This window comes from Vibrio sp. 11-4(1), assembly GCF_013048625.1.
Classification (GTDB): Bacteria; Pseudomonadota; Gammaproteobacteria; order Enterobacterales; family Vibrionaceae; genus Vibrio; species Vibrio diabolicus.
This window is the reverse complement of the sequence record NZ_VHSY01000002.1, coordinates 574,387-595,322: the sequence shown is the minus strand read 5'-3', so window position 1 is coordinate 595,322 and position 20,936 is coordinate 574,387. Positions and strand designations below refer to the sequence as shown.

The following is a 20,936-nucleotide window of genomic DNA, read 5'->3' as shown; positions in this document are numbered from 1 at the left end:
AGGAGACATGTACTGCTAACGTGCAGCAATGCGTCAATTAAACCAACTCAGACGCTGAGTTGATCAGCCAACAAGTTGATTAAAAAATAGGGAAATTTCATGCCTACAGAAAAACCTACAATTATCTACACCATCACTGATGAAGCGCCGGCGCTAGCTACTTATTCATTACTACCAATCATTCAATCATTCACAGCATCGTCTGGCATCAATGTAGATACTCGTGATATTTCACTAGCAGGTCGAATTATCGCTAACTTCCCAGAGCATCTAAAAGAAGAACAGCGCATTGGCGATGCGTTGACTGAGCTTGGTGAACTAGCTCAAACTCCAGAAGCAAATATCATCAAGCTACCTAACATTTCAGCTTCAGTTCCTCAGCTTAAAGCGGCGATTAAAGAGCTTCAGGCGAAAGGTTACGATTTACCAAACTACCCAGAAGAACCGAGCACGTACGAAGAGAAAGCGATTAAAGCGGCTTACGACAAAATCAAAGGTAGTGCGGTTAACCCAGTACTTCGTGAAGGTAACTCAGACCGTCGTGCTCCAACTTCGGTTAAGAACTACGCGAAGAAAAATCCACATTCAATGGGTGCGTGGTCAGCAGAATCTAAGTCTCATGTTGCGAGCATGTCGGACAATGACTTCTTTGGTAGCGAAAAGTCTACGACTATCTCTGGTGCAACAGAGGTAAAAATCGAGTTTGTTGGTAATGACGGTACAGTTAAAGAGCTCAAGTCTGCGTTCCCATTACTAGATAAAGAAGTCATTGACACTTCAGTGATGAAGAAGAAGGCGCTGGTTGAATTTTTCGAGAAAGAGATTGCTGAAGCGAAAGCACAAGACGTGCTGCTGTCTCTTCATATGAAAGCGACAATGATGAAAGTTTCTGACCCTGTCATTTTCGGCCATGCAGTAAAAGTTTACTACAAAGACGTTTTCGATAAGTACGGCAAGCTGTTTGAAGAGCTAGGCGTTGATGTAAACAATGGCATCGGTGATGTTTACTCAAAAATTGAGTCTCTACCTGAAGCGCAAAAAGCAGAAATTGAAGCGGCCATTCAAGCGGTTTACCAAACTCAACCAGAACTTGCGATGGTTGATTCTGATCGTGGTATCACAAACTTACATGTACCAAGCGACATTATTGTAGATGCTTCTATGCCAGCAATGCTTCGCTCTTCTGGTCAAATGTGGGGACCAGATGGTAAACAAAAAGACACCAAAGCGATGATACCAGATCGTAGCTACGCAGGTATTTACCAAGCGGTGATTGATTTCTGTAAAGAGCACGGCGCATTTGACCCGACCACTATGGGTAGCGTGCCTAACGTTGGCTTAATGGCTCAAAAGGCAGAAGAGTATGGTTCTCACGACAAGACATTCATTCTAGACGCAGCGGGTACTGTTCGCGTTGTTGATACTGCGGGTAACGTATTGTTAGAGCAAGCGGTTGAAGAAGGCGATATCTTCCGTATGTGTCAGGTGAAGGACGCACCAATCCAAGATTGGGTTAAACTAGCAGTGACTCGCGCACGTGCAACAGGTGTTCCAGCCGTATTCTGGCTAGACGAAAACCGTGCGCACGATGCTGAACTCATTAAGAAAGTAAATACCTACTTACCAGAGCACGATGCTGACGGTCTAGAGATTAAGATCCTATCTCCTGTTGATGCTTGTAAGTACTCGCTAGAGCGTATGAAAGCGGGTCTGGACACTATCTCTGTAACGGGTAACGTTCTTCGTGACTACCTAACAGACCTGTTCCCAATTCTAGAGTTAGGTACGTCAGCTAAGATGCTATCTATCGTTCCATTGATGAATGGCGGTGGTCTATTTGAAACAGGTGCTGGTGGTTCTGCTCCTAAGCATGTTCAACAAGTAGAAAAAGAGAATCACCTTCGTTGGGATTCTTTAGGTGAGTTCTTAGCACTAGCTGCATCCCTAGAACATCTAAGTGTGGTGGCAAACAACCCGAAAGCGCAAGTTTTGGCGGATACGCTAGACAAAGCGACTGGTGAGTTTTTAGATACCAACAAGTCTCCGTCACGTAAAGTGGGCGAATTAGATAACCGCGGTAGTCATTTCTACCTCGCACTTTACTGGGCGAAAGCACTTGCCGAGCAAACAGACGATGCTGATCTCGCTGCTGAGTTTGCACCGATTGCGAAAGCGTTGTCAGAGCATGAAGAAAAAATCGTCGCTGAGCTAAACAACGCACAGGGTGTGAAAGGAGAACTGGGCGGTTACTATCTGCTAGATGATGCATTGGTTTCTAAGTTGATGCGCCCAAGCGAAACCTTTAACGCGATCATTAACAAGTAAAATAGATGAAAAGAGCACGTCGCTTTCGGCGTGTTTCTTCTTTTATCAATACTTTGTATGTGGTCTCTCTGTATTTCATAAGCTACAAATAGTAAGAAACCCGCTATCTTGGCGGGTTTATTTTTCTCTTCAGAACATCAAAATGACGTTTCGAGAGCAATATTTTTATTTTTCGACAGCGCTCTAATTATTTGGCTTGACCTTCAAGAGGCACGACGCTACTCGCGTGACAGCCTTTGGGACCTTTTTCAATCTCGTATGAGACTTGTTGGCCTGCTTTCAGTGTACGATAACCGTCCATCTGGATAGTTGAGTAGTGGGCAAAGATATCTCCCTCTTCTTCATCTGAACAAATAAACCCAAATCCTTTGGCATTGTTAAACCACTTTACTGTACCTGTAGCCATGCTTTTACATCCCTCATGCATTTTTTACTGAGTTGTTACAACAACCAAGTTATACCTTTAACCTGGTACTACTATTGTCAGCGAACGCTAACAAACATCTAGTCAATGAGAAATCACATTCACCAAGCTGCTTAAAAACAAATGGATTCAAAATGACGATTTATGCATCAACACTTTCCACTGTAGTCAATGAATCCCGACAGTCAATAGCATTAAGCAACAAACAGAAACATAATTGAAAACAAATCACTTTTGAGATTAACAAATTTGCAAACAGTTTTTCGTATATACGCGGAAGTTTGGTCAATTAGCCTGCAAAGTAGTATTCACTGGAAAAACCATACTGTTCGTGTTGCTTATGATAGATGAATCCTCTAACTGAATAAAAAATGAAGTTTTCGTGATAATTACCCCATTCTCAGTTAGGAAGTGTGATCTCGGTAGAAGACTGAGAGATGTTTCGCAATAGCTCGGAGGGGGTAAAAAGAAAGTTATTTTATAAGTAAAAATGTGTAACTTATCGACAAGCATCTTTTATTTGCGCCCCCTCAAGACCTGCATTAGTCTCTATATTAGGTAGCAACTTTTATCGATCAAAGATCGAATTCGGTGCCATATCTCACTACACCGCGCTGCACGCTTGTGGTAGATTGTTTTTATAGGTCGAAAACATCAACCCTTTGATACGATATCTTTGAATTGCCATGAGTAAAAATTTTGAATGGGTCACTCCGGACTCTGATCTTCTGGAGCGAGAAAGTACGAAAGTTCAGCCACCTAAGCTGTACAATGTTGTACTAAATAATGATGACTATACACCTATGGATTTCGTCATAGAGGTACTTGAGCGATTCTTTTCACATGACATTGATAAAGCGACTCAGATCATGCTCAAGATTCACTATGAAGGAAAGGCAATCTGTGGCACATACAGTGCAGAAATTGCCGAAACAAAAGTAGCGCAAGTTACGATGTACGCAAGGGAAAATGAACATCCGCTACTTTGCACTATGGAGCAAGCGTAAACAAAGAAGACTTGCTCGAACAACCCAAGTTGTTTTTTCGGGAGGTACTTATGCTAAATAAAGAACTAGAGTCAAGCCTTAACGGTGCATTTGCTCGGGCGCGAGATAAACGCCACGAGTTTATGACTGTCGAACACCTCCTACTTGCATTATTGGAAAATGATGCAGCTAAGGAAGCCCTTTTAGCTTGTAAAGCGGATCTTGACGCTTTACGTAACGAACTCGATATATTCATCGATCAAACTACGCCTCTTATCCCAGACAGTGATGAGACGCGTGAAACCCAGCCGACTTTGAGTTTTCAACGTGTGCTACAACGCGCCGTCTTTCATGTACAGTCGTCTGGCCGCAACGAAGTAACAGGTGCAAACGTGCTTGTGGCGATCTTCAGTGAGCAAGAGTCGCATGCCGCCTACCTACTGAAGAAAAACGACATCTCCCGATTAGATATTGTTAACTTTATCTCCCATGGTATTACTAAAGCGTCAGGTGCAAGCGAAGACCCATCATCAGATTCGTTCAGTTCAGAGAGTGTCGAAGAGCCGAATTCTGAAGAACGTTTGGAAAGCTTTGCGACTAACCTTAATCAGGTCGCTAAAGATGGCAATATCGATCCACTGATTGGTCGCGATAAAGAGCTAGAGCGCACTATTCAAGTACTTTGCCGCCGCCGCAAGAATAACCCATTATTAGTGGGTGAAGCCGGGGTAGGTAAAACAGCCATCGCAGAAGGTCTTGCTTGGCGAATTGTAGAAGGGCAGGTCCCGGAAGTTATTCAAAACAGCGTGATTTACTCATTGGATATTGGTTCTCTATTGGCTGGTACTAAGTACCGTGGTGATTTTGAAAAACGCTTCAAGGCGATTTTGAAACAGCTTGAAAAAGAAGAAGATGCAATTTTGTTCATCGATGAGATACACACAATCATCGGTGCGGGTGCGGCTTCTGGTGGTCAAGTTGATGCCGCAAACCTTATCAAACCTCTACTAAGTAGCGGTAAGTTGCGTTGTATCGGCTCGACTACATACCAAGAATACAGCAACATTTTCGAGAAAGAGCGTGCGTTGTCCCGTCGCTTCCAAAAGATTGACGTTGTAGAACCTTCTCTGGATGACACAACTAAAATCTTGATGGGCTTGAAGCCGAAGTACGAAGCACACCATGAAGTACGTTACACCAATAAAGCACTGCGTGCCGCGGTAGAACTTTCGGCGAAATACATCAATGAACGTCATTTACCAGATAAAGCCATTGATGTCATTGATGAAGCTGGCGCTCGCAGTCGTCTTGCTCCTGCAAGCCGCCGTAAGAAAACGGTTGGTGTTGCCGATATCGAAGCGATGGTTGCCAAGATGGCACGAATCCCAGAGAAGTCGGTTTCTTCTTCAGATAAAGACATCTTGAAGAACCTAGATAGCAAGATGAAGATGTTGGTATTTGGTCAAGATAATGCGATTGATGCATTATCCGAAGCGATCAAGCTGACACGTGCAGGTTTGGGCGTGGATAACAAACCAGTTGGTTCATTCTTGTTTGCTGGCCCTACTGGGGTGGGTAAAACAGAGGTGACGGTGCAGCTATCTAAGCTTCTAGGGATCGAGCTACTTCGTTTTGATATGTCGGAATATGGTGAGCGTCACTCCGTGAGTCGCTTAATTGGTGCGCCTCCTGGTTATGTCGGTTACGACCAAGGTGGTTTGCTGACAGACGCTGTTATCAAGCACCCACATTCAGTAGTATTGCTTGATGAGATTGAGAAAGCGCATCCAGATATCTTTAATTTGCTATTGCAAGTGATGGATAATGGTACTCTAACGGACAACAACGGTCGTAAAGCAGACTTCCGTAATGTCATCCTCGTTATGACAACCAACGCGGGTGTGGCTGAAACTGAGAAGAAATCAATTGGTTTGATTCAGCAAGACAACAGTCACGATGCGATGGCGGAAATTAAGAAGGTGTTCACTCCTGAGTTCCGTAACCGTCTTGATAACATCATCTGGTTTAACAGCCTTGATGAAAGCGTTATCCATCAAGTTGTTGATAAGTTTATTGTTGAACTGCAGGTGCAACTTGATGCCCGTGGTGTATCAATGGAGGTATCGCAAGATGCACGCCATTGGTTAGCGAATAAAGGTTATGATAAGGCGATGGGTGCTCGCCCAATGGGACGCGTTATCCAAGAGCAACTTAAGAAACCTTTGGCTAATGAATTGTTGTTTGGCTCTCTAGTCGACGGCGGCACTGTGAAAGTAACGCTAGTGAATGACACACTTAAATTTGAATATTTGAGTGAGAAAGAGGCAGCGATGCATTAATCGCTGCCCCGTAAGGGAAGTAAAAGCGCACGATTTTATCGTGCGCTTTTTGTTTGCCTGAACCTACTCGGAAATAAAAATCATGCAATAAAAAACGGAGCAGTTTGCTCCGTTTTTTATTGCATCCGAAAATCAGAGATTAACGAGCGCGGAAGACGATGCGGCCTTTTGACAGGTCGTATGGAGTCATCTCTACAGTTACTTTGTCACCCGTTAGGATACGGATGTAGTTCTTACGCATCTTGCCAGAGATGTGAGCAGTCACAACGTGACCGTTTTCAAGTTCAACACGGAACATAGTGTTTGGTAGAGTGTCAAGGACCGTGCCTTGCATCTCGATTACGTCTTCTTTAGCCATTTAATCCTCTTTAGAAATTAGGCAATATTAGCGGGCTATATTCTGCCGCTAAATAGTAATTATGTAAAGTTGAGGCGTATTCTACCCTCGCCAACGCTGATTTACTAGCCTTTGGTGGCGTTGAAAGCGTGTTTTGTAGTTCATTGCTGGACACTCATCAATCTGATAACCCAAATAAAGCCACTGTTGTTTGTTTTCTTGGCAGTATTTTATTTGATAGAGCACTGCCAAAGTGCCAAGAGATAACGGGTAGTCAGGGTCAAAAAAAGTATAAAATGCACTCGAACATTGAGTCATTACATCCGTTACCGCAATGGCGAGTAATTGATTTGACTCATCGTAAATATGCAAAAATGAAGTGGTCAACCAGCTGGTTTGGGCAAACCGATAAAATTCATCACGCTTTGGTGGATACATAGTGCCGTTTTTATGCCGTTTGCAGATGTACCGACTGTAAAGCGCAAACCATTCCTCATCCATTTCGGGTTTCATTTCCCAACGTAAAGGCTGTGCTTTACTGAGCAGCCTCTTCTGACTTTTTGATAGTCTAACGTCTGGAATCGAGACTCGAATTGGCTGGCAAGCGGTGCAATGCTCGCAGTGCGGTTTATATATGGTATCTCCACTACGACGAAAACCGTTAGCCATCAGTAGTTGATAGTTTTCTTCAGTATGCAGCCCTGCATCAAGTGCCACCGCCACACGCTCTTGCCGTTCAGGCAAGTAACTGCAAGGGTGATTATTCGTTAATCCAATTCGAATATGTTGTATATCCGTACTCATACTGAATCCTGCAAAACTTGGGGCTTATAGGTATCAAATAGTGTTTGTTTTTCTCTTAAAGATAGTAGTTTTTGCATAAACTCGTTACGCTCTAGTTCAAATGCGCCAAGTGATGCCAAGTGCGAGTTCATAACCTGACAATCGATTAATTGACCTTGCTTTGACGCCAAATGGTTGCATAAGTACCACAATGCAATTTTAGATGCGTTATCTTTTAGGCTAAACATCGACTCTCCGCAAAAAAGTTGACCAACGCAGATGCCATATAGTCCCCCAATGAGCTCGTTGTCATGCCATACTTCTACAGAGTGACAGTGACCAAGTTTAGCTAACTCAATGTAAGACGCTTGCATTTCCTCGTTGAGCCAAGTTTCCTCTGCAGGACGTGTTGATGAACATAGTCTAATCACTTCTTCTGTCGCGAAATTGAGCGTTACTTTATAGTTATGTTTACGCTGAAATTTTTTGAGACTTTTAGACGGTTTAAACGCTAAGGGATCAAAAACAGCGCGTGGGGAAGGGCTCCACCATAGAATAGGTTCTCCAGGACCATACCAAGGGAAAATGCCTTGATAGTAACCATTGAGGATTCTCATGGGATCTAAGTCACCGCCAAAAGCAAGCAAACCATTGGGATCGCTGAGTGCTTTATACGGAGAGGGAAAGTTGAACGTATCATCGAGTTCAGTTAAATAAATAGCCATAAGAAGTCGTTACCAACATTAGAGTCAGAGGAGTTTATGATGACCTGGTCAAGAAATATTGTGAAAGTATGGCTTTGGATCATACTGTTTTTCCCACTTGCCGCCAACGCAGCATATGAAAGAAATGTTGCCAAGCCGGTAAATGAAGTGGTGTATGGGAAGATTGACTCTGTCCGTTATATTACTCAGCAAGAGGTCGTTCAATCGAAAAATAATGGTTGGAAAACGCTACTTGGTGCCACAATAGGCGGTTTAGTCGGCAATCAATTTGGTGGTGGTACTGGACGAGAAGTTGCGACGGCAGTGGGTGCACTTGCAGCGGTTGCACAAAATCAAAGTAATTACCAATACACGGTTGAATATAAGTTAGTTGAGCTACTCATTAAAGTGAAGGGCGACAAGCTGATTAATGTTATCCAAGATGTTGATAAAAATATGCTATTTAGTCGAGGGGATGAAGTTCGTATCTTATATTTTGATGATGGAGTCAGGGTTGATATCGCCTATTAATCCTATGTTATTTTAACCTAAGGTAGCCTAACCAGGCATGCACAGTAGGGCTGGCTTATCGTCAAATAAAGTCGAAATAGCTTGCTGTTTCGTCGCGCCTCTTTCGCTCTTATTTACATCGCTGGCAATGCCTTTAATTCTGCATCTTTAGGCTACTTGAGTATATTCATAAATTAGCGCCGATTTGCTCTGGTTTTGTCGTGTTTTTTTGGGTAGTCTGAATTCACGAAGAATTGTTTAGCTCTCATAAAAAATCGTATGTTGAGGGCACAAAGGATTATCAACTTTTAATGGAAAGCCTAACGTTACAACCTATCAATAAAATTCAAGGGGAAGTGAACCTTCCTGGCTCTAAAAGCGTTTCTAATCGAGCTCTTTTACTTGCTGCTCTTGCTAAAGGCAGAACTCGCCTTACTAACCTCCTCGACAGTGATGATATCCGTCATATGCTGAATGCGCTGACTAAACTCGGCGTTCAATACCAACTTTCCGAAGATAAAACAGAATGTCTCGTTGAAGGCCTTGGGCGTCCGTTTTCTGTCTCAGAACCGGTAGAGTTATTTCTCGGTAATGCTGGCACTGCGATGCGACCATTAGCTGCGGCTCTTTGTCTTGGAGAAGGGGAGTATGTACTGACGGGCGAACCTCGTATGAAAGAGCGTCCAATTGGTCACCTTGTCACGGCACTGAAAGATGCTGGTGCGAACGTTGAGTTCATGGAAAACGAGAACTTTCCGCCTCTCAAAATAGTCGGTACTGGTCTAAAAGCAGGTACAGTTTCTATCGATGGATCCATTTCAAGTCAGTTCTTGACCGCTTTCTTAATGTCTGCGCCATTGGCTGAAGGTGAAATTCGCATCAACACCGAAGGCGAGTTGGTTTCTAAGCCTTATATCGATATCACCCTGCATATCATGAAGCAGTTTGGGGTCGATGTGATCAACAACGACTATCAAGAGTTTGTGATTCCTGCCGGTCAGCAATACATCGCTCCAGGTGATTTCTTGGTTGAAGGTGACGCGTCTTCTGCTTCTTACTTCTTGGCGGCGGCAGCCATCAAAGGCGGAGAAGTTAAAGTCACGGGTATCGGTAAAAACAGCATTCAAGGTGATATTCAATTTGCTGATGCGCTTGAAAAAATGGGTGCAGAAATTGAATGGGGTGATGACTACGTAATTTCACGTGCTGGTCAATTGAAAGGCATCGATATGGATTACAACCATATCCCTGATGCTGCAATGACCATCGCGACAACAGCGCTATTTGCCGAAGGCACTACTGCTATTCGTAACGTTTATAACTGGCGTGTAAAAGAAACAGACCGTTTGTCAGCTATGGCGACGGAATTACGTAAAGTTGGTGCGGAAGTGGAAGAAGGGGAAGACTACATCATTGTCAAACCTGTCTCTCAGTTAAAGCATGCTGCAATTGATACTTACGATGATCATCGAATGGCGATGTGTTTTTCGCTGGTGGCACTTAGTGATACGCCTGTGACGATTAACGATCCAAAGTGTACGTCGAAAACGTTCCCTGACTACTTCGACAAACTTAAGGCTTTAAGCTGCTAAATATTCTGACCTGAAACAAAAAAAGCCAGAGTGAATAACACTCTGGCTTTTTTTGTTTTCCGCTACTATTTAACCAGCGTAAATTCCTTGGAAAGGTGGTGCGCTAAGTATTTGAACATATTGAATACTGCAGTCGTATTTGAAGTTGGTAAACCTTTGTCATCAAGGAAGTATTCACCTTTAAAAACTAAAACACCTTCTTTTTCTTCTACGCTTGTTGCTCGCATCCCTTCGATGTAATCATCGTGCTCTTGGATGATTTGGTTAGCGATCAAAAGAAGGTCGAACTCTTCGATAAACGTTCTATCAGACATACTTTTTCTACCATTCATTTCAGTTGAGAACGCTGAGTATACCTACAACTAAAATGGGTTTGCATGATTAATTCAGTCAATCGTTCACTTAGCCTAAACAGATCAATTTTTAGAGTGTAAGTATGATTAGTTGGAGGAGTATGACAGAGCCACTGAACGAAACTATTTTGTGATGCGTAACAAAATTTATTGCATTGGATTAGCGGATGCTAAGTTTGCCTGTTTAGATATGCCGCTCAATACCTTTCAGAACCCTGTCTCTTTGAAGTATAAAGACGATGAATTGTCAACCAATCGGATCTGAATTTCAAAAAAGCAGTTGATCTTCTTTTCATCTCGCACAATAGTAAAAAAAGAAGCAATGAAATAGAACATTATGCGGGTGGCCTTTAAACAAGGTTTCTACCCGCATTATTATGAAGGACGTTAGAGTCAGTTATGGGTAAATCACTCGTTATAGTGGAGTCACCAGCCAAGGCAAAGACGATAAATAAGTATCTTGGTAAAGACTTTATTGTTAAGTCTAGTGTTGGTCATGTGCGTGATCTGCCTACGGCCGGTCAAAGCACTGGTGAGAAAAAAGCCGCAGCCATCTCAACAAAAGGGATGAGTCCGGAAGAGAAAGCGCGCGTTAAAAAAGAGAAAGACCGCAAAGCGTTGATCAAAAAAATGGGGATTAACCCATATCATGACTGGGAAGCGAATTACCAAATCCTTCCAGGTAAAGAAAAAGTTGTCAACGAACTACAAAAACTCGCCAAAGACGCAGATTGCGTTTATCTCGCAACCGATTTGGACCGCGAAGGGGAAGCAATCGCATGGCACCTTCGTGAGATCATCGGTGGCGATGAAGAGCGATACAAACGTGTAGTTTTTAACGAAATTACGAAAAACGCGATCCAACAAGCTTTCCAGACACCTGGTGAGCTGAACATGGATGGTGTAAATGCCCAACAAGCACGTCGCTTCATGGACCGTGTCGTTGGTTTTATGGTTTCACCTCTACTTTGGAAGAAAGTGGCTCGTGGTTTATCTGCTGGTCGCGTGCAGTCTGTTGCGGTGAAACTATTAGTTGAGCGTGAGCGTGAGATTAACGCGTTTGTACCAGAAGAATTCTGGGATATTCATGCGAATACGAAAACGAAAGACAAAGCGGACTTTAAACTACTTGTTGCTCAGAAAGATGGTTCTGCGTTTAAGCCAGTTAATGAGGCAGAAACCAAAGCAGCGATGTCTGTGCTTGAGAATGCAAGTTACGAAGTATGTAAGCGTGAAGATCGCCCGACGAAGAGCAAGCCTTCAGCACCTTACATCACCTCTACGCTTCAACAGGCAGCGAGTACACGTCTTGGCTACGGCGTGAAAAAGACCATGATGCTAGCTCAGCGCCTCTATGAGGCCGGTTACATCACTTATATGCGTACGGACTCGACTAACCTAAGTGCCGAGGCTGTGGACGCTGTACGTGACTTTATTGGTTCTGAGTTTGGTGATAAGTACTTACCAGCGAAACCGCTGACGTATGGCAGTAAAGAAGGGGCACAGGAAGCGCACGAAGCGATCCGTCCTTCAAATGTGGGTGTTAAAGCGGAAGACCTGCAAGGTGTCGATGCTGATGCGCACAAACTTTACGCTTTGATTTGGAATCAGTTTGTCGCGTGTCAAATGACGCCAGCAGAATACGATTCAACAACCATCAGTGTAAAAGCGGCAGAATACACGCTTAAAGCGAAAGGCCGTATCCTTAAATTTGACGGCTGGACTCGTGTACAACGTCCAATGGGCAAAAACGAGGATACAATCCTTCCTGCGGTACAACTTGGCGATAAGCTAAGCTTAGAGTCACTTGACCCTAAACAGCACTTTACAAAGCCACCTGCGCGCTACACTGAAGCAGCACTGGTTAAAGAGCTGGAGAAACGAGGCATTGGTCGTCCGTCGACTTACGCATCGATCATTTCTACGATTCAAGATCGTGGTTACGTGAAAGTTGATCAGCGCCGTTTCTACGCTGAAAAAATGGGTGAAATTGTTACTGACCGCCTTGATGACAGCTTTAATGATTTGATGAACTACGACTTTACTGCGCGTATGGAACAGAAATTGGACCAAATCGCTGAAGGTGAAGTGAACTGGAAAGCTGTGTTAGACAGCTTCTTTGCTGATTTTACTGGCGATCTTGAAAAAGCGGAGCTGGATGAGTCAGAAGGCGGTATGAAGTTAAACCACATCGTCATGACGGATATCGAGTGTCCGACGTGTAGCCGTCCAATGGGTATCCGTACTGCTTCGACAGGTGTGTTCTTAGGCTGTTCTGGTTACGCGTTACCACCAAAAGAGCGTTGTAAGACAACCATCAACTTGGGTGACGAAGAAGGTATTATTAACGTTCTAGAAGAAGACGTTGAAACGGCCGCGCTTCGTGCTAAAAAGCGTTGTCCGATCTGTGAAACGGCGATGGATGCATACCTGATTGATGACAAGCGTAAGATGCATGTTTGTGGTAATAACCCGAATTGTGAAGGCTACCTTGTTGAATACGGTGAGTTCAAAGTCAAAGGCTATGATGGTCCAGTTGTTGAATGTGACAAATGTGGCTCAGATATGGTGCTTAAGAACGGTCGCTTTGGTAAATACATGGACTGTACGAGTGAAACGTGTAAGAACACTCGTAAGATTCTGAAGAATGGCGAAGTCGCGCCACCGAAAGAAGATCCTGTTCATTTCCCCGAGTTACCATGTGAAAACTCAGATGCGTATTTCGTACTTCGTGATGGTGCTTCAGGTCTATTTATGGCGGCAAGCAACTTCCCGAAATCGCGCGAGACACGTGCTCCTTTGGTTGCTGAACTGGCACGTTTTGAAGAGCGTTTACCTGAGAAGTTCAAGTACCTAGCGACCGCACCGCAAGAAGATCCTGATGGTCGTCCTGCAGTTGTACGCTTTAGTCGCAAAACAAAAGAGAACTACGTTCGTTCGGAAGAGAACGGCAAACCATCTGGTTGGACAGCGCTCTTTGTTGAAGGTAAGTGGGAAGTCACAGATAAGCGTAAAAAAGCGAAAGCATAAAAATGCACCATTAAGGTAATGTAAAAAGGCAGCGATATCGCTGCCTTTTTTGCGTAGGGGCCGACAGTTTTCTCCTGCGCATTCTTCCTCTAATCGACCTTTCCTCACTTTAACAAGCACCATTGTCGCTAGAAAACACCAGAGTCACGATTTATTGGTAGCGAACGTATTTTTTATGTAAAAAACATTCGTCGTAACTTTCATTTTGCGTTCATATATTTGTTATATATTAAGCTCAAAAAGTCGGTGGTGTAGTGAATCCGTTCGTAAATTGTTTTCATAATATAATCGTTTGCTTTTGCATGTGTGATCTAGATATCGTCTTGAGTAAGCAAGAACTGTATGGAACACAGAATGGCGTATTAAAAATTGTAATTTAGAACCTGCTTAGATAATTTATTACAAAAATTAGTGCAACTGTGTGCATTTTGCGTCGAAAAATAAGAAAAGAGTGGACGTTGCATACTGGAAGTGCCGTAGCTTTTTTATCGTGTTGTAAGAGTTCAAAGAAACTCCTGATACGGTTACTAAATGTATTCGCTTGACTCCCCGAGTATGACTCATTCAAGCGAGTACCAAATCCAAGCTATAACGATATGGAGAACAACAAATGGCTGGTGTTTTGGGAATGATTCTTGCTGGCGGTGAAGGCTCTCGTTTGAGACCTTTAACAGAATCTCGTAGTAAACCTTCGGTACCGTTTGGTGGTAGCTATCGATTGATCGATTTTGCTCTAAACAATTTTGTAAATGCGGATTTAATGCGCATTTACGTCCTCACCCAATTTAAATCTCAATCTTTGTTCCATCATTTAAAAAAGGGCTGGAACATTAATGGCATCACTGACCGCTTTATCGATCCTATTCCTGCTCAAATGCGCACTGGTAAGCGTTGGTACGAAGGAACGGCAGACGCGATCTATCAAAATCTCCGTTTTATGGAATTAGAGGAACCAGAGCAAGTTTGTATTTTTGGCTCTGACCATATCTATAAGATGGATATCAAACAAATGCTGAACTTCCATTCAGAAAAGCAGGCTTCTCTGACGGTATCGGCATTGCGTATGCCACTAAAAGAGGCGTCGCAATTTGGGGTTATCGAAGTGGACAGTGAAGGTCGCATGGTAGGCTTTGAAGAGAAACCAGCAAACCCGAAGTCGATTCCTGGCGATCCTGATTACGCTTTAGTTTCAATGGGTAACTACGTTTTTGAAGCTCAGGTGTTATTCTCTGAGTTGGTTGAAGATGCGGATAATGAAGCTTCGTCTCATGATTTTGGGAAGGACATTATTCCTAAGATGTTCCCTCGAGGTGACGTGTTCGTGTATGACTTCAGTACTAACAAAATCAGCGGTGAAAGAGAAGAGGTGTATTGGCGTGACGTGGGAACCATTGATGCGTACTGGGAAGCGCACATGGATCTGCTAGAAAAAGACGCACCGTTTTCACTATATAACCGTAAATGGCCGCTGCATACTTATTATCCTCCATTGCCGCCAGCGACATTTACAGACTCTGATAATGGCCGTGTTCAGATCATCGACAGTTTGGTATGTAATGGCAGTTACGTCAGAGGCTCAAGAATAGAAAAGTCGGTGCTTGGGTTCCGCAGTAATATTGCATCTGCTTGCGATATCAGCGAATGTATCCTTCTTGGTGACGTGAAAATTGGCGAAGGCTGTGTTTTACGTCGTGTGATTGTCGATAAGGATGCCGATATTGCTCCTGGTACTCAGATTGGTGTGAATCTTCAAGAAGATAAAAAACACTTCCACGTGTCTGAGGAGGGCATTGTTGTTATTCCGAAAGGAGCTCGAGTTGGCTACTAACAACTTATCTATTCTGTTTGTAGCTTCTGAGGTTGAAGGTCTCATTAAAAGTGGTGGCTTGGCAGACGTTGCCAAGGCACTACCGGAAGCCCTTCAAAACCTACAGCAAGACGTAAGAATTACCATCCCTGCGTACAGCAGTATTGATAAACTCGCTGACGCAGAAGTTGTATTAGAAACAGAACTAACATCATGGCCGCATACGGACTATCGAGTTCTGCGGCTCATGCTAGGTCAAAATCCTGTTTATCTGATTGATTGTCAGCCGTATTTCAATCGACCATCGATGTATGCGGAGAACAACCAAGCGTATACCGATAACGGTGAGCGCTTTGCGTTTTTTAGTGCGGCATGTTTAGACATGTTGCCGAAGCTTGCTTTTCAGCCAGATATCATACACGCGAACGATTGGCACACTGGTCTTGTTCCATTTTTGCTCAAGCACAGGTATGGCAATGATCCGTTTTTTGCTCATACTAAAAGTGTCATTTCTATACATAATGCGGTTTTTAAAGGCGTATTTAGTTATGAAGACGTGCAGTGCTTGCCAGAGTTTCATTGTCGAAACGTTCCCGATGCTGCGGTGAGTACAACGCATATTACTATGCTCAAAGCTGGTGTAATGAATGCCGATAAGATAAACGCTGTCAGCCCTACGTACGCAGAGGAACTCAAAACAGAGCTTGGCAGTCATGGAATGGCTTGGGAGTTTCAGCAACGCGAGCAGGACTTAGTTGGTATTTTGAACGGTTGTGATTACAGTGCTTGGAACCCGGAAACGGATACTTACTTGCCAGTTAATTACTGCCCTGACCAACAAAGTATGACGCAAGGCAAGAAAGCGTGTAAACAAGCATTACAACTGCGGCTAAATTTGCCTGAAAAAGATGTAGCCATGTTCGGTATGGTTTGTCGGTTGACCCAGCAAAAAGGTGTGCATTACTTGTTGCCTGCTTTGGCCGATTTTTTGAAGCACGATGTTCAACTAGTTGTTGTTGGGACCGGAGACCCTGTACTAGCCGCTCAGCTAGAAGAGGTTGCTGCACAGTTTTCTAGTAAATTTGTCTTCGTAGAAGCCTATGATAATGAACTTGCGCATATCGTTGAAGCGGGTTCTGATTTCTTTCTGATGCCTTCTGAGTTTGAACCATGTGGTTTAAACCAAATCTATAGTATGGCTTATGGGACATTGCCGATAGTACGTGGTGTCGGTGGTCTAAAAGACAGCGTCAACGATTATGATGTGAACCCTTCTGAAGCGACGGGGTTTGTTTTTTTCGAACCGACACCGCAGGCATTGTTGTTAACGATGCTAAGGGCACTGTTGCTCTATGCTCAAAACGAACCTGAAGTGAATAAAGTACAGTTGCACGCGATGCAACAAGATTTTTGTTGGCAAAAGGCCGCAGAAGCTTATTTGCAACTTTACAATTCGGCGTTAAATTGACTTAAAATTGTAACGAAAGGCACCGAATAAGGTGCCTTTATTATCTTGAGTAAGGGGAGTGTGGTAGGATGGCTTTTTACTCAATAGCACGACCTTTTTGATACTTGAATATGACCCAGCCGCTACTTTTTCATAAAACCTATTTGCACCCTACTAGTCATGAGTGGGTTGTATTTGTGCATGGTGCTGGCGGTAGCTCTTCTATCTGGTTCAAGCAAATCAAAGCTTACAAGCAACACTTTAACTTATTGCTGATCGATTTAAGAGGTCATGGAAAGTCAAATCAGTTACTTAAAGAGCTCATTGCCAGCCGTTATACCTTTACGGAAGTTACCCAAGATATTTTGAAAGTATTGGACCATTTAAAGATCCAATCCGCTCATTTTGTCGGTATGTCACTTGGTACCATTATTGTTCGAAACCTTGCTGAATTATCAGCAGAACGCGTGCGTTCAATGGTACTCGGTGGCGCTGTCACAAGGCTCAATACTCGTTCTCAAATATTGGTTAAATTAGGTAATTTTTGTAAGCACATTCTGCCGTACATGTGGCTCTACAAACTTTTTGCGTACATTGTTATGCCACAGAGAAGCCAGCGAGAGTCTCGCCATCTTTTTATTCGTGAGGCCAAGAAGCTTTGCCAAAAAGAATTTAAACGTTGGTTTATTCTTGCTGCTGATGTAAATCCTTTAATGAAGTATTTTAAAGATCGAGAGTTACCCATTCCCACACTCTATTTAATGGGCGACAGAGATTACATGTTTATTAAGCCTGTTAAAGAAATGGTTGCGGCGCATAAGCTTAGTGTTTTACGAGAGATCCCAAACTGTGGTCATGTTTGTAATGTTGAGCGCCCTGAAGATTTCAATCAACATTCCATCGAATTTATTAAGCTGCAAACGGTTTCTGCTTAGCGCTGAATAAATCGATTGAGTAGGAGTAGGGGAGTTATTAAGGCTCCCCTATTTGATGTCCACATTGCCAACAAGCACCAAACTGCCCCTCGTTTACCTCATGGCACTTCGGGCACTGCCAATCTTGATACTCATTTCCATCGGATTGTTTGCGGTAGGCTTGTACTATTCCTTCTGCTTTTACTTGTTGTTTGGCGTCAAAAAGCCAGACATAAGGATCGGTATCATCACTAAACGGCAGCTCTCCTTTTAAACCGAAAATACCTTCTCCGCGGACTTCACAATAGACTTGCTCGGTTTTCAATAATTCGCACACGATATGCGCTTCTGCTGGGTTTTTAGCAATGAATATTTTCATTAAACACGTCCACTTACTAATTATGAGTTTTGCTGACTCGGTGTTGGCCTTACCTTATTCATAACCCATTTAGTGATGATTGGAAACAGCCCCAGTAATGCAAAAGAGGCCAATACCGCAGGTGAAACAATGCCTGACAGGCTTTCAATTGTGGCTAACTGAGTACCGGCGTTTAAGTAAACTGCAGTGCCTGGCAACATACCTACTTGGCTAGTAAGATAAAATCGACCTACAGACATTGGCGTTAAGCCCATCAACAAGTTGATAAGAAAGAAAGGAAATACCGGAATGAGACGTAAGGAAAATAGATAAAATGCTCCGTCTTTCTCGACGCCTTGGTTAATTGCGATTAACTTATTGCCAAACTTGTTTTGTACCCAGTCACGCAGCAAATATCGGCTGCTTAAAAATGCTAGTGTTGCACCCATAGTACTGGCGAAAGAAACCAGTAATAAGCTCGTCCAAAAACCAAATAGAGCCGCACCAAGTAATGTAACCACAGCTGCCCCAGGAATAGAAAAAGCGGTAATTGCAATGTAGGCAAAAAAGTAAATAGCTGCCGAAAAAACAAAGTTCTGATCGATGTATGTGGTCAGCGCTTCTTGTTGTGCTTTTGCATTTTCCAACGTTAAATACTGACTAAAGTTAACGCCTAAAAAGATAATGATCGCGACCAGGATTAGGCCTAATATCAGTTTCTTATTCATATTTATGATTCCAATTTGGGATATATATAATAAGACAGAAGGAAAGTCGAAAAAATTTCACAAAAAAACCGCAGATTAGACTGCGGTTTTACAAGATAGTTTTTAAGGCCGACTTTTATTGGAGGCCGTTCATCAACTCATCTCGGCGAGCTTGAGGTACAACGCTCCAATGAGTACCGTTAATAGCCCCTTCTAGTGCCCATAACAGCTCAATGTTGACGGTTGCAGAGTGCGTATCTCTTATCGCTTTATAAGCGTTAAGTGCACCTTCCTCTTCCAGTTTTTCTACTGACTCAATGCCTGCTTTTTTCAGCATGCGTTCAGTCGCCAGTCGTAAGTTAGGCAAATCTTTTAAGCGATTAGGCTTTGTAGTTGCTTGCTGTTCTTTTTCAAGCTTTGCCTTTTTCAACGATTGGTTAGCTACTTCGATTAAGCGTTCGCTAGACTCCCATAAATCGTTGGAAATTGCGTAGTACTTAGTAACGACTGGGAAGCCACGTTTCTTATAAACGTAAGGCTTTAGCCCTTGTTTCTCGAAGTCAGATGAAGTTTGTTGGTCTGCTCTTATATGAAGCTGATTATTTACAACTAGTGCAAACATTGTTTCATCAGCGAATAGTCCGAAGCCACCAAACATTGAGCGCGACTTGATATTACCAAGTGCCTCAAATAGCTTCATAGAGTCTTTGAGTATCGGTTTATCCATGTTTTGTTATCTCGGTGTAATTAATATTACGCCACCAAAAGTCAGGTCCGAGAGAGTAGCAAACATGCGCAAAAGCAATGTCATTACAGGGTAAAGTCATCGCTTGCACACTTGCCATCGGTAACCCCGCTACCTTCCATATAGTACTATGGTTCAGGCCGGAGGCTTTGCGTCCCACCCTTTCGAATGGTTTGCCCTGTGCGTGACAGAATGAGCATACTTCGTATATTGAATTAACATCACGTTTTACCCGTAAAAGTGTGATTTTGGTTCAATAAAAAGTGTCGACAAGCGCATATTTGTGCATATTTGAGAATAAGGCGGGATGATCTCGAGGTTGTGAGCGAGTGTGATTTACCTACATATAAAACAGAGACTTAGAGATTCGAGATTTTTTGTCTAACAAACCTAAGTCAGGGAAAAGTTATTTAGAGACAAAAAATAAGCGCCCTTTTAGAGCGCTTATTTGACATCGTTATATTTGGCGAATTTTAGTTCATTTTCTTCACGGTGTTTCGAATTACAAGCTCAGGTTGCATTTCGAAAATTCGCTTTTCGTGTTCTTTATCTTTGATTCGCTCAAGTAGGATCTCGAACGCATTTTTACCCACACGACGTTTAGGTTGGTGGATAGTGGTTAACGGTGGAGAGAAGTATTCCGCAAGCTCGATGTTGTCGTAGCCGATCACTGAAATATCATCAGGAACTTTGATACCGTTTTGTTGTAGGCGGCTCATTAAGCCCAAAGCCATTGTGTCGTTAAAACAGAATACCGCTGTCGGACGTTTGTCCATTGCTGTAATTTTATCTGCGACTAATACGGCCGTATCACATTCAAAGTTACCTTCAAGGATCCAGTCCTCATTTACAGTTAGGTTCGCTTCGCTCATCGCGCGACGGAAACCTGCAATGCGCTCTTGGCAAGCAAGTTTTTCAAAATGACCGCTTAGACAAGCAATATCAGTATGGCCATTGTCGATCAGATGTTTGGTTGCGATGTAGCCACCTTCTTCTGAGTTATCCATGATCTTGTCCGCTTGTGAGCTTTCTGGACCCCAATCCATGACCACTTTAGGGATGTCGGCATGACGGTCAAGCATCTCTTTAAGCTCTTCGGTTAAGTCAGAACACATCACTAGGATGCCATCAACACGTTTTTCAGCCAGCATACGGATGTAATCGCGTTGTTTTTCGTAAATCCCACCCGTATTACACAGAATCAGAGTGTAGCCTTGGCGGTAACAGTAGCTCTCAACCCCGTCAATCACTTCTGAGAAGAATAGGTTGGTTGACTGCGTTACTAACATGCCAATCGTACGAGTTGAGTTGCACTTTAGGCTGCGTGCAACCGCACTTGGCGCGTAATTCAACTCGTCCACGGCTTTCATTACTTTTTCTTGCGTTGCTTCTGCAACGAAACGCGTTTTATTGATAACGTGCGAAACTGTCGTAGTGGAAACGCCGGCTAAGCGAGCAACGTCTTTTATAGTGGCCATAAATGGTGTCCTGTATCGAGCTACTGAAATATGTCGTGTTGGATGTACCTGATGCTCTAATGGTTTTACACCCAGCAATCTAAGGTTGGCGCTAAGT

Annotated in this window: 18 protein-coding genes and 1 riboswitch; of the genes, 9 read left to right on the top strand and 9 right to left on the bottom strand. The window is 43.2% G+C overall.

Annotation, left to right across the window (positions count from 1 at the left end):
• Positions 1-99: 99 nt before the first annotated feature.
• Positions 100-2,325 carry an NADP-dependent isocitrate dehydrogenase gene (locus tag FKN16_RS06065; protein WP_170902285.1) on the top strand — a complete coding sequence of 742 codons (2,226 nt, stop codon included), beginning with the start codon at positions 100-102 and terminating at the stop codon, positions 2,323-2,325.
• 187 nt (positions 2,326-2,512) lie between these two features.
• Here the strand turns inward: FKN16_RS06065 and cspD are convergent, their stop codons facing one another.
• A complete protein-coding gene (gene cspD / locus FKN16_RS06060) occupies positions 2,513-2,731 on the bottom strand; it encodes a cold shock domain-containing protein CspD (protein WP_005378407.1) in 219 nt (72 codons plus the stop codon).
• A gap of 704 nt (positions 2,732-3,435) precedes the next feature.
• Here cspD and clpS point away from each other — a divergent pair.
• Positions 3,436-3,756: an ATP-dependent Clp protease adapter ClpS gene (gene clpS / locus FKN16_RS06055; protein WP_031780157.1), complete on the top strand. Its 321-nt coding sequence runs from the start codon at positions 3,436-3,438 to the stop codon at positions 3,754-3,756.
• A 50-nt stretch (positions 3,757-3,806) separates the two neighbouring features.
• The gene (gene clpA, locus FKN16_RS06050; RefSeq protein ID WP_005390700.1) at positions 3,807-6,074 is read left to right on the top strand and encodes an ATP-dependent Clp protease ATP-binding subunit ClpA; all 2,268 of its coding nucleotides are present in this window, start codon (positions 3,807-3,809) and stop codon (positions 6,072-6,074) included.
• A 139-nt stretch (positions 6,075-6,213) separates the two neighbouring features.
• Here the strand turns inward: clpA and infA are convergent, their stop codons facing one another.
• The 3 genes from infA to aat all read right to left on the bottom strand — a co-directional run bounded on the left by infA (position 6,214) and on the right by aat (position 7,919).
• Positions 6,214-6,432, bottom strand: coding sequence for a translation initiation factor IF-1 (infA, locus tag FKN16_RS06045; protein WP_001040192.1), 219 nt, complete (start codon positions 6,430-6,432; stop codon positions 6,214-6,216).
• 81 nt (positions 6,433-6,513) lie between these two features.
• A complete protein-coding gene (locus FKN16_RS06040) occupies positions 6,514-7,215 on the bottom strand; it encodes an arginyltransferase (protein WP_145474280.1) in 702 nt (233 codons plus the stop codon).
• Entirely contained in the window at positions 7,212-7,919 is a 708-nt protein-coding gene (aat, locus tag FKN16_RS06035) for a leucyl/phenylalanyl-tRNA--protein transferase (RefSeq protein WP_048626183.1), read from the bottom strand. Before aat ends, FKN16_RS06040 begins: the two co-directional genes overlap by 4 nt.
• A 39-nt stretch (positions 7,920-7,958) precedes the next feature.
• On the opposite strand from aat, the gene FKN16_RS06030 reads away from it, so the two are divergent.
• Together FKN16_RS06030 and aroA are read left to right on the top strand one after the other, a co-directional pair.
• Positions 7,959-8,429: a glycine zipper 2TM domain-containing protein gene (locus tag FKN16_RS06030; RefSeq protein WP_170902283.1), complete on the top strand. Its 471-nt coding sequence runs from the start codon at positions 7,959-7,961 to the stop codon at positions 8,427-8,429.
• Between the two features lie 290 nt (positions 8,430-8,719).
• Entirely contained in the window at positions 8,720-10,000 is a 1,281-nt protein-coding gene (gene aroA / locus FKN16_RS06025) for a 3-phosphoshikimate 1-carboxyvinyltransferase (RefSeq protein ID WP_170902281.1), read from the top strand.
• Between the two features lie 65 nt (positions 10,001-10,065).
• Here the strand turns inward: aroA and FKN16_RS06020 are convergent, their stop codons facing one another.
• A complete protein-coding gene (locus FKN16_RS06020; protein ID WP_005387884.1) occupies positions 10,066-10,314 on the bottom strand; it encodes a YciN family protein in 249 nt (82 codons plus the stop codon).
• A gap of 438 nt (positions 10,315-10,752) precedes the next feature.
• Between FKN16_RS06020 and topA the strand changes: the two genes are divergently transcribed.
• From topA to FKN16_RS06000, 4 genes are all read left to right on the top strand, one after another.
• Positions 10,753-13,383, top strand: a complete 2,631-nt coding sequence (gene topA, locus FKN16_RS06015; RefSeq protein WP_109168522.1) for a type I DNA topoisomerase — start codon at positions 10,753-10,755, stop codon at positions 13,381-13,383.
• A 610-nt stretch (positions 13,384-13,993) separates the two neighbouring features.
• Positions 13,994-15,211 (top strand): glucose-1-phosphate adenylyltransferase, encoded by a 1,218-nt coding sequence (gene glgC / locus FKN16_RS06010; protein ID WP_170902279.1) that lies wholly within the window; start codon positions 13,994-13,996, stop codon positions 15,209-15,211.
• Entirely contained in the window at positions 15,201-16,658 is a 1,458-nt protein-coding gene (glgA, locus tag FKN16_RS06005) for a glycogen synthase GlgA (RefSeq protein ID WP_170902278.1), read from the top strand. Before glgC ends, glgA begins: the two co-directional genes overlap by 11 nt.
• A 110-nt stretch (positions 16,659-16,768) precedes the next feature.
• Complete coding sequence (locus FKN16_RS06000; protein WP_170902276.1) at positions 16,769-17,572, top strand: alpha/beta hydrolase; 804 nt, start codon at positions 16,769-16,771, stop codon at positions 17,570-17,572.
• A 37-nt stretch (positions 17,573-17,609) separates the two neighbouring features.
• Here the strand turns inward: FKN16_RS06000 and FKN16_RS05995 are convergent, their stop codons facing one another.
• The 4 genes from FKN16_RS05995 to purR form a co-directional block, all read right to left on the bottom strand.
• Positions 17,610-17,930, bottom strand: coding sequence for a hypothetical protein (locus FKN16_RS05995; RefSeq protein WP_005390719.1), 321 nt, complete (start codon positions 17,928-17,930; stop codon positions 17,610-17,612).
• Positions 17,931-17,950: 20 nt separating this feature from the next.
• The gene (locus FKN16_RS05990) at positions 17,951-18,637 is read right to left on the bottom strand and encodes a TVP38/TMEM64 family protein (protein ID WP_104971470.1); all 687 of its coding nucleotides are present in this window, start codon (positions 18,635-18,637) and stop codon (positions 17,951-17,953) included.
• Between the two features lie 115 nt (positions 18,638-18,752).
• On the bottom strand, positions 18,753-19,343 hold the full coding sequence (locus tag FKN16_RS05985) for a TfoX/Sxy family DNA transformation protein (protein ID WP_005390721.1): 591 nt from the start codon (positions 19,341-19,343) through the stop codon (positions 18,753-18,755).
• A gap of 116 nt (positions 19,344-19,459) precedes the next feature.
• Positions 19,460-19,549, bottom strand: a riboswitch (cyclic di-GMP riboswitch).
• Positions 19,550-19,834: 285 nt separating this feature from the next.
• Complete coding sequence (gene purR, locus FKN16_RS05980) at positions 19,835-20,839, bottom strand: HTH-type transcriptional repressor PurR (protein ID WP_005390722.1); 1,005 nt, start codon at positions 20,837-20,839, stop codon at positions 19,835-19,837.
• Positions 20,840-20,936 lie beyond the last annotated feature (97 nt).

Excerpts from the sequence above, each read along its gene's own strand:
- FKN16_RS06065 (WP_170902285.1), top strand. The coding sequence starts at position 100 with ATGCCTACAGAAAAACCTACAATTATCTACACCATCACTGATGAAGCG.
- cspD (WP_005378407.1), bottom strand. The coding sequence starts at position 2,731 with ATGGCTACAGGTACAGTAAAGTGGTTTAACAATGCCAAAGGATTTGGG.
- clpS (WP_031780157.1), top strand. The coding sequence starts at position 3,436 with ATGAGTAAAAATTTTGAATGGGTCACTCCGGACTCTGATCTTCTGGAG.
- clpA (WP_005390700.1), top strand. The coding sequence starts at position 3,807 with ATGCTAAATAAAGAACTAGAGTCAAGCCTTAACGGTGCATTTGCTCGG.
- infA (WP_001040192.1), bottom strand. The coding sequence starts at position 6,432 with ATGGCTAAAGAAGACGTAATCGAGATGCAAGGCACGGTCCTTGACACT.
- FKN16_RS06040 (WP_145474280.1), bottom strand. The coding sequence starts at position 7,215 with ATGAGTACGGATATACAACATATTCGAATTGGATTAACGAATAATCAC.
- aat (WP_048626183.1), bottom strand. The coding sequence starts at position 7,919 with ATGGCTATTTATTTAACTGAACTCGATGATACGTTCAACTTTCCCTCT.
- FKN16_RS06030 (WP_170902283.1), top strand. The coding sequence starts at position 7,959 with ATGACCTGGTCAAGAAATATTGTGAAAGTATGGCTTTGGATCATACTG.
- aroA (WP_170902281.1), top strand. The coding sequence starts at position 8,720 with ATGGAAAGCCTAACGTTACAACCTATCAATAAAATTCAAGGGGAAGTG.
- FKN16_RS06020 (WP_005387884.1), bottom strand. The coding sequence starts at position 10,314 with ATGTCTGATAGAACGTTTATCGAAGAGTTCGACCTTCTTTTGATCGCT.
- topA (WP_109168522.1), top strand. The coding sequence starts at position 10,753 with ATGGGTAAATCACTCGTTATAGTGGAGTCACCAGCCAAGGCAAAGACG.
- glgC (WP_170902279.1), top strand. The coding sequence starts at position 13,994 with ATGGCTGGTGTTTTGGGAATGATTCTTGCTGGCGGTGAAGGCTCTCGT.
- FKN16_RS06000 (WP_170902276.1), top strand. The coding sequence starts at position 16,769 with ATGACCCAGCCGCTACTTTTTCATAAAACCTATTTGCACCCTACTAGT.
- FKN16_RS05995 (WP_005390719.1), bottom strand. The coding sequence starts at position 17,930 with ATGAAAATATTCATTGCTAAAAACCCAGCAGAAGCGCATATCGTGTGC.
- FKN16_RS05990 (WP_104971470.1), bottom strand. The coding sequence starts at position 18,637 with ATGAATAAGAAACTGATATTAGGCCTAATCCTGGTCGCGATCATTATC.
- FKN16_RS05985 (WP_005390721.1), bottom strand. The coding sequence starts at position 19,343 with ATGGATAAACCGATACTCAAAGACTCTATGAAGCTATTTGAGGCACTT.
- purR (WP_005390722.1), bottom strand. The coding sequence starts at position 20,839 with ATGGCCACTATAAAAGACGTTGCTCGCTTAGCCGGCGTTTCCACTACG.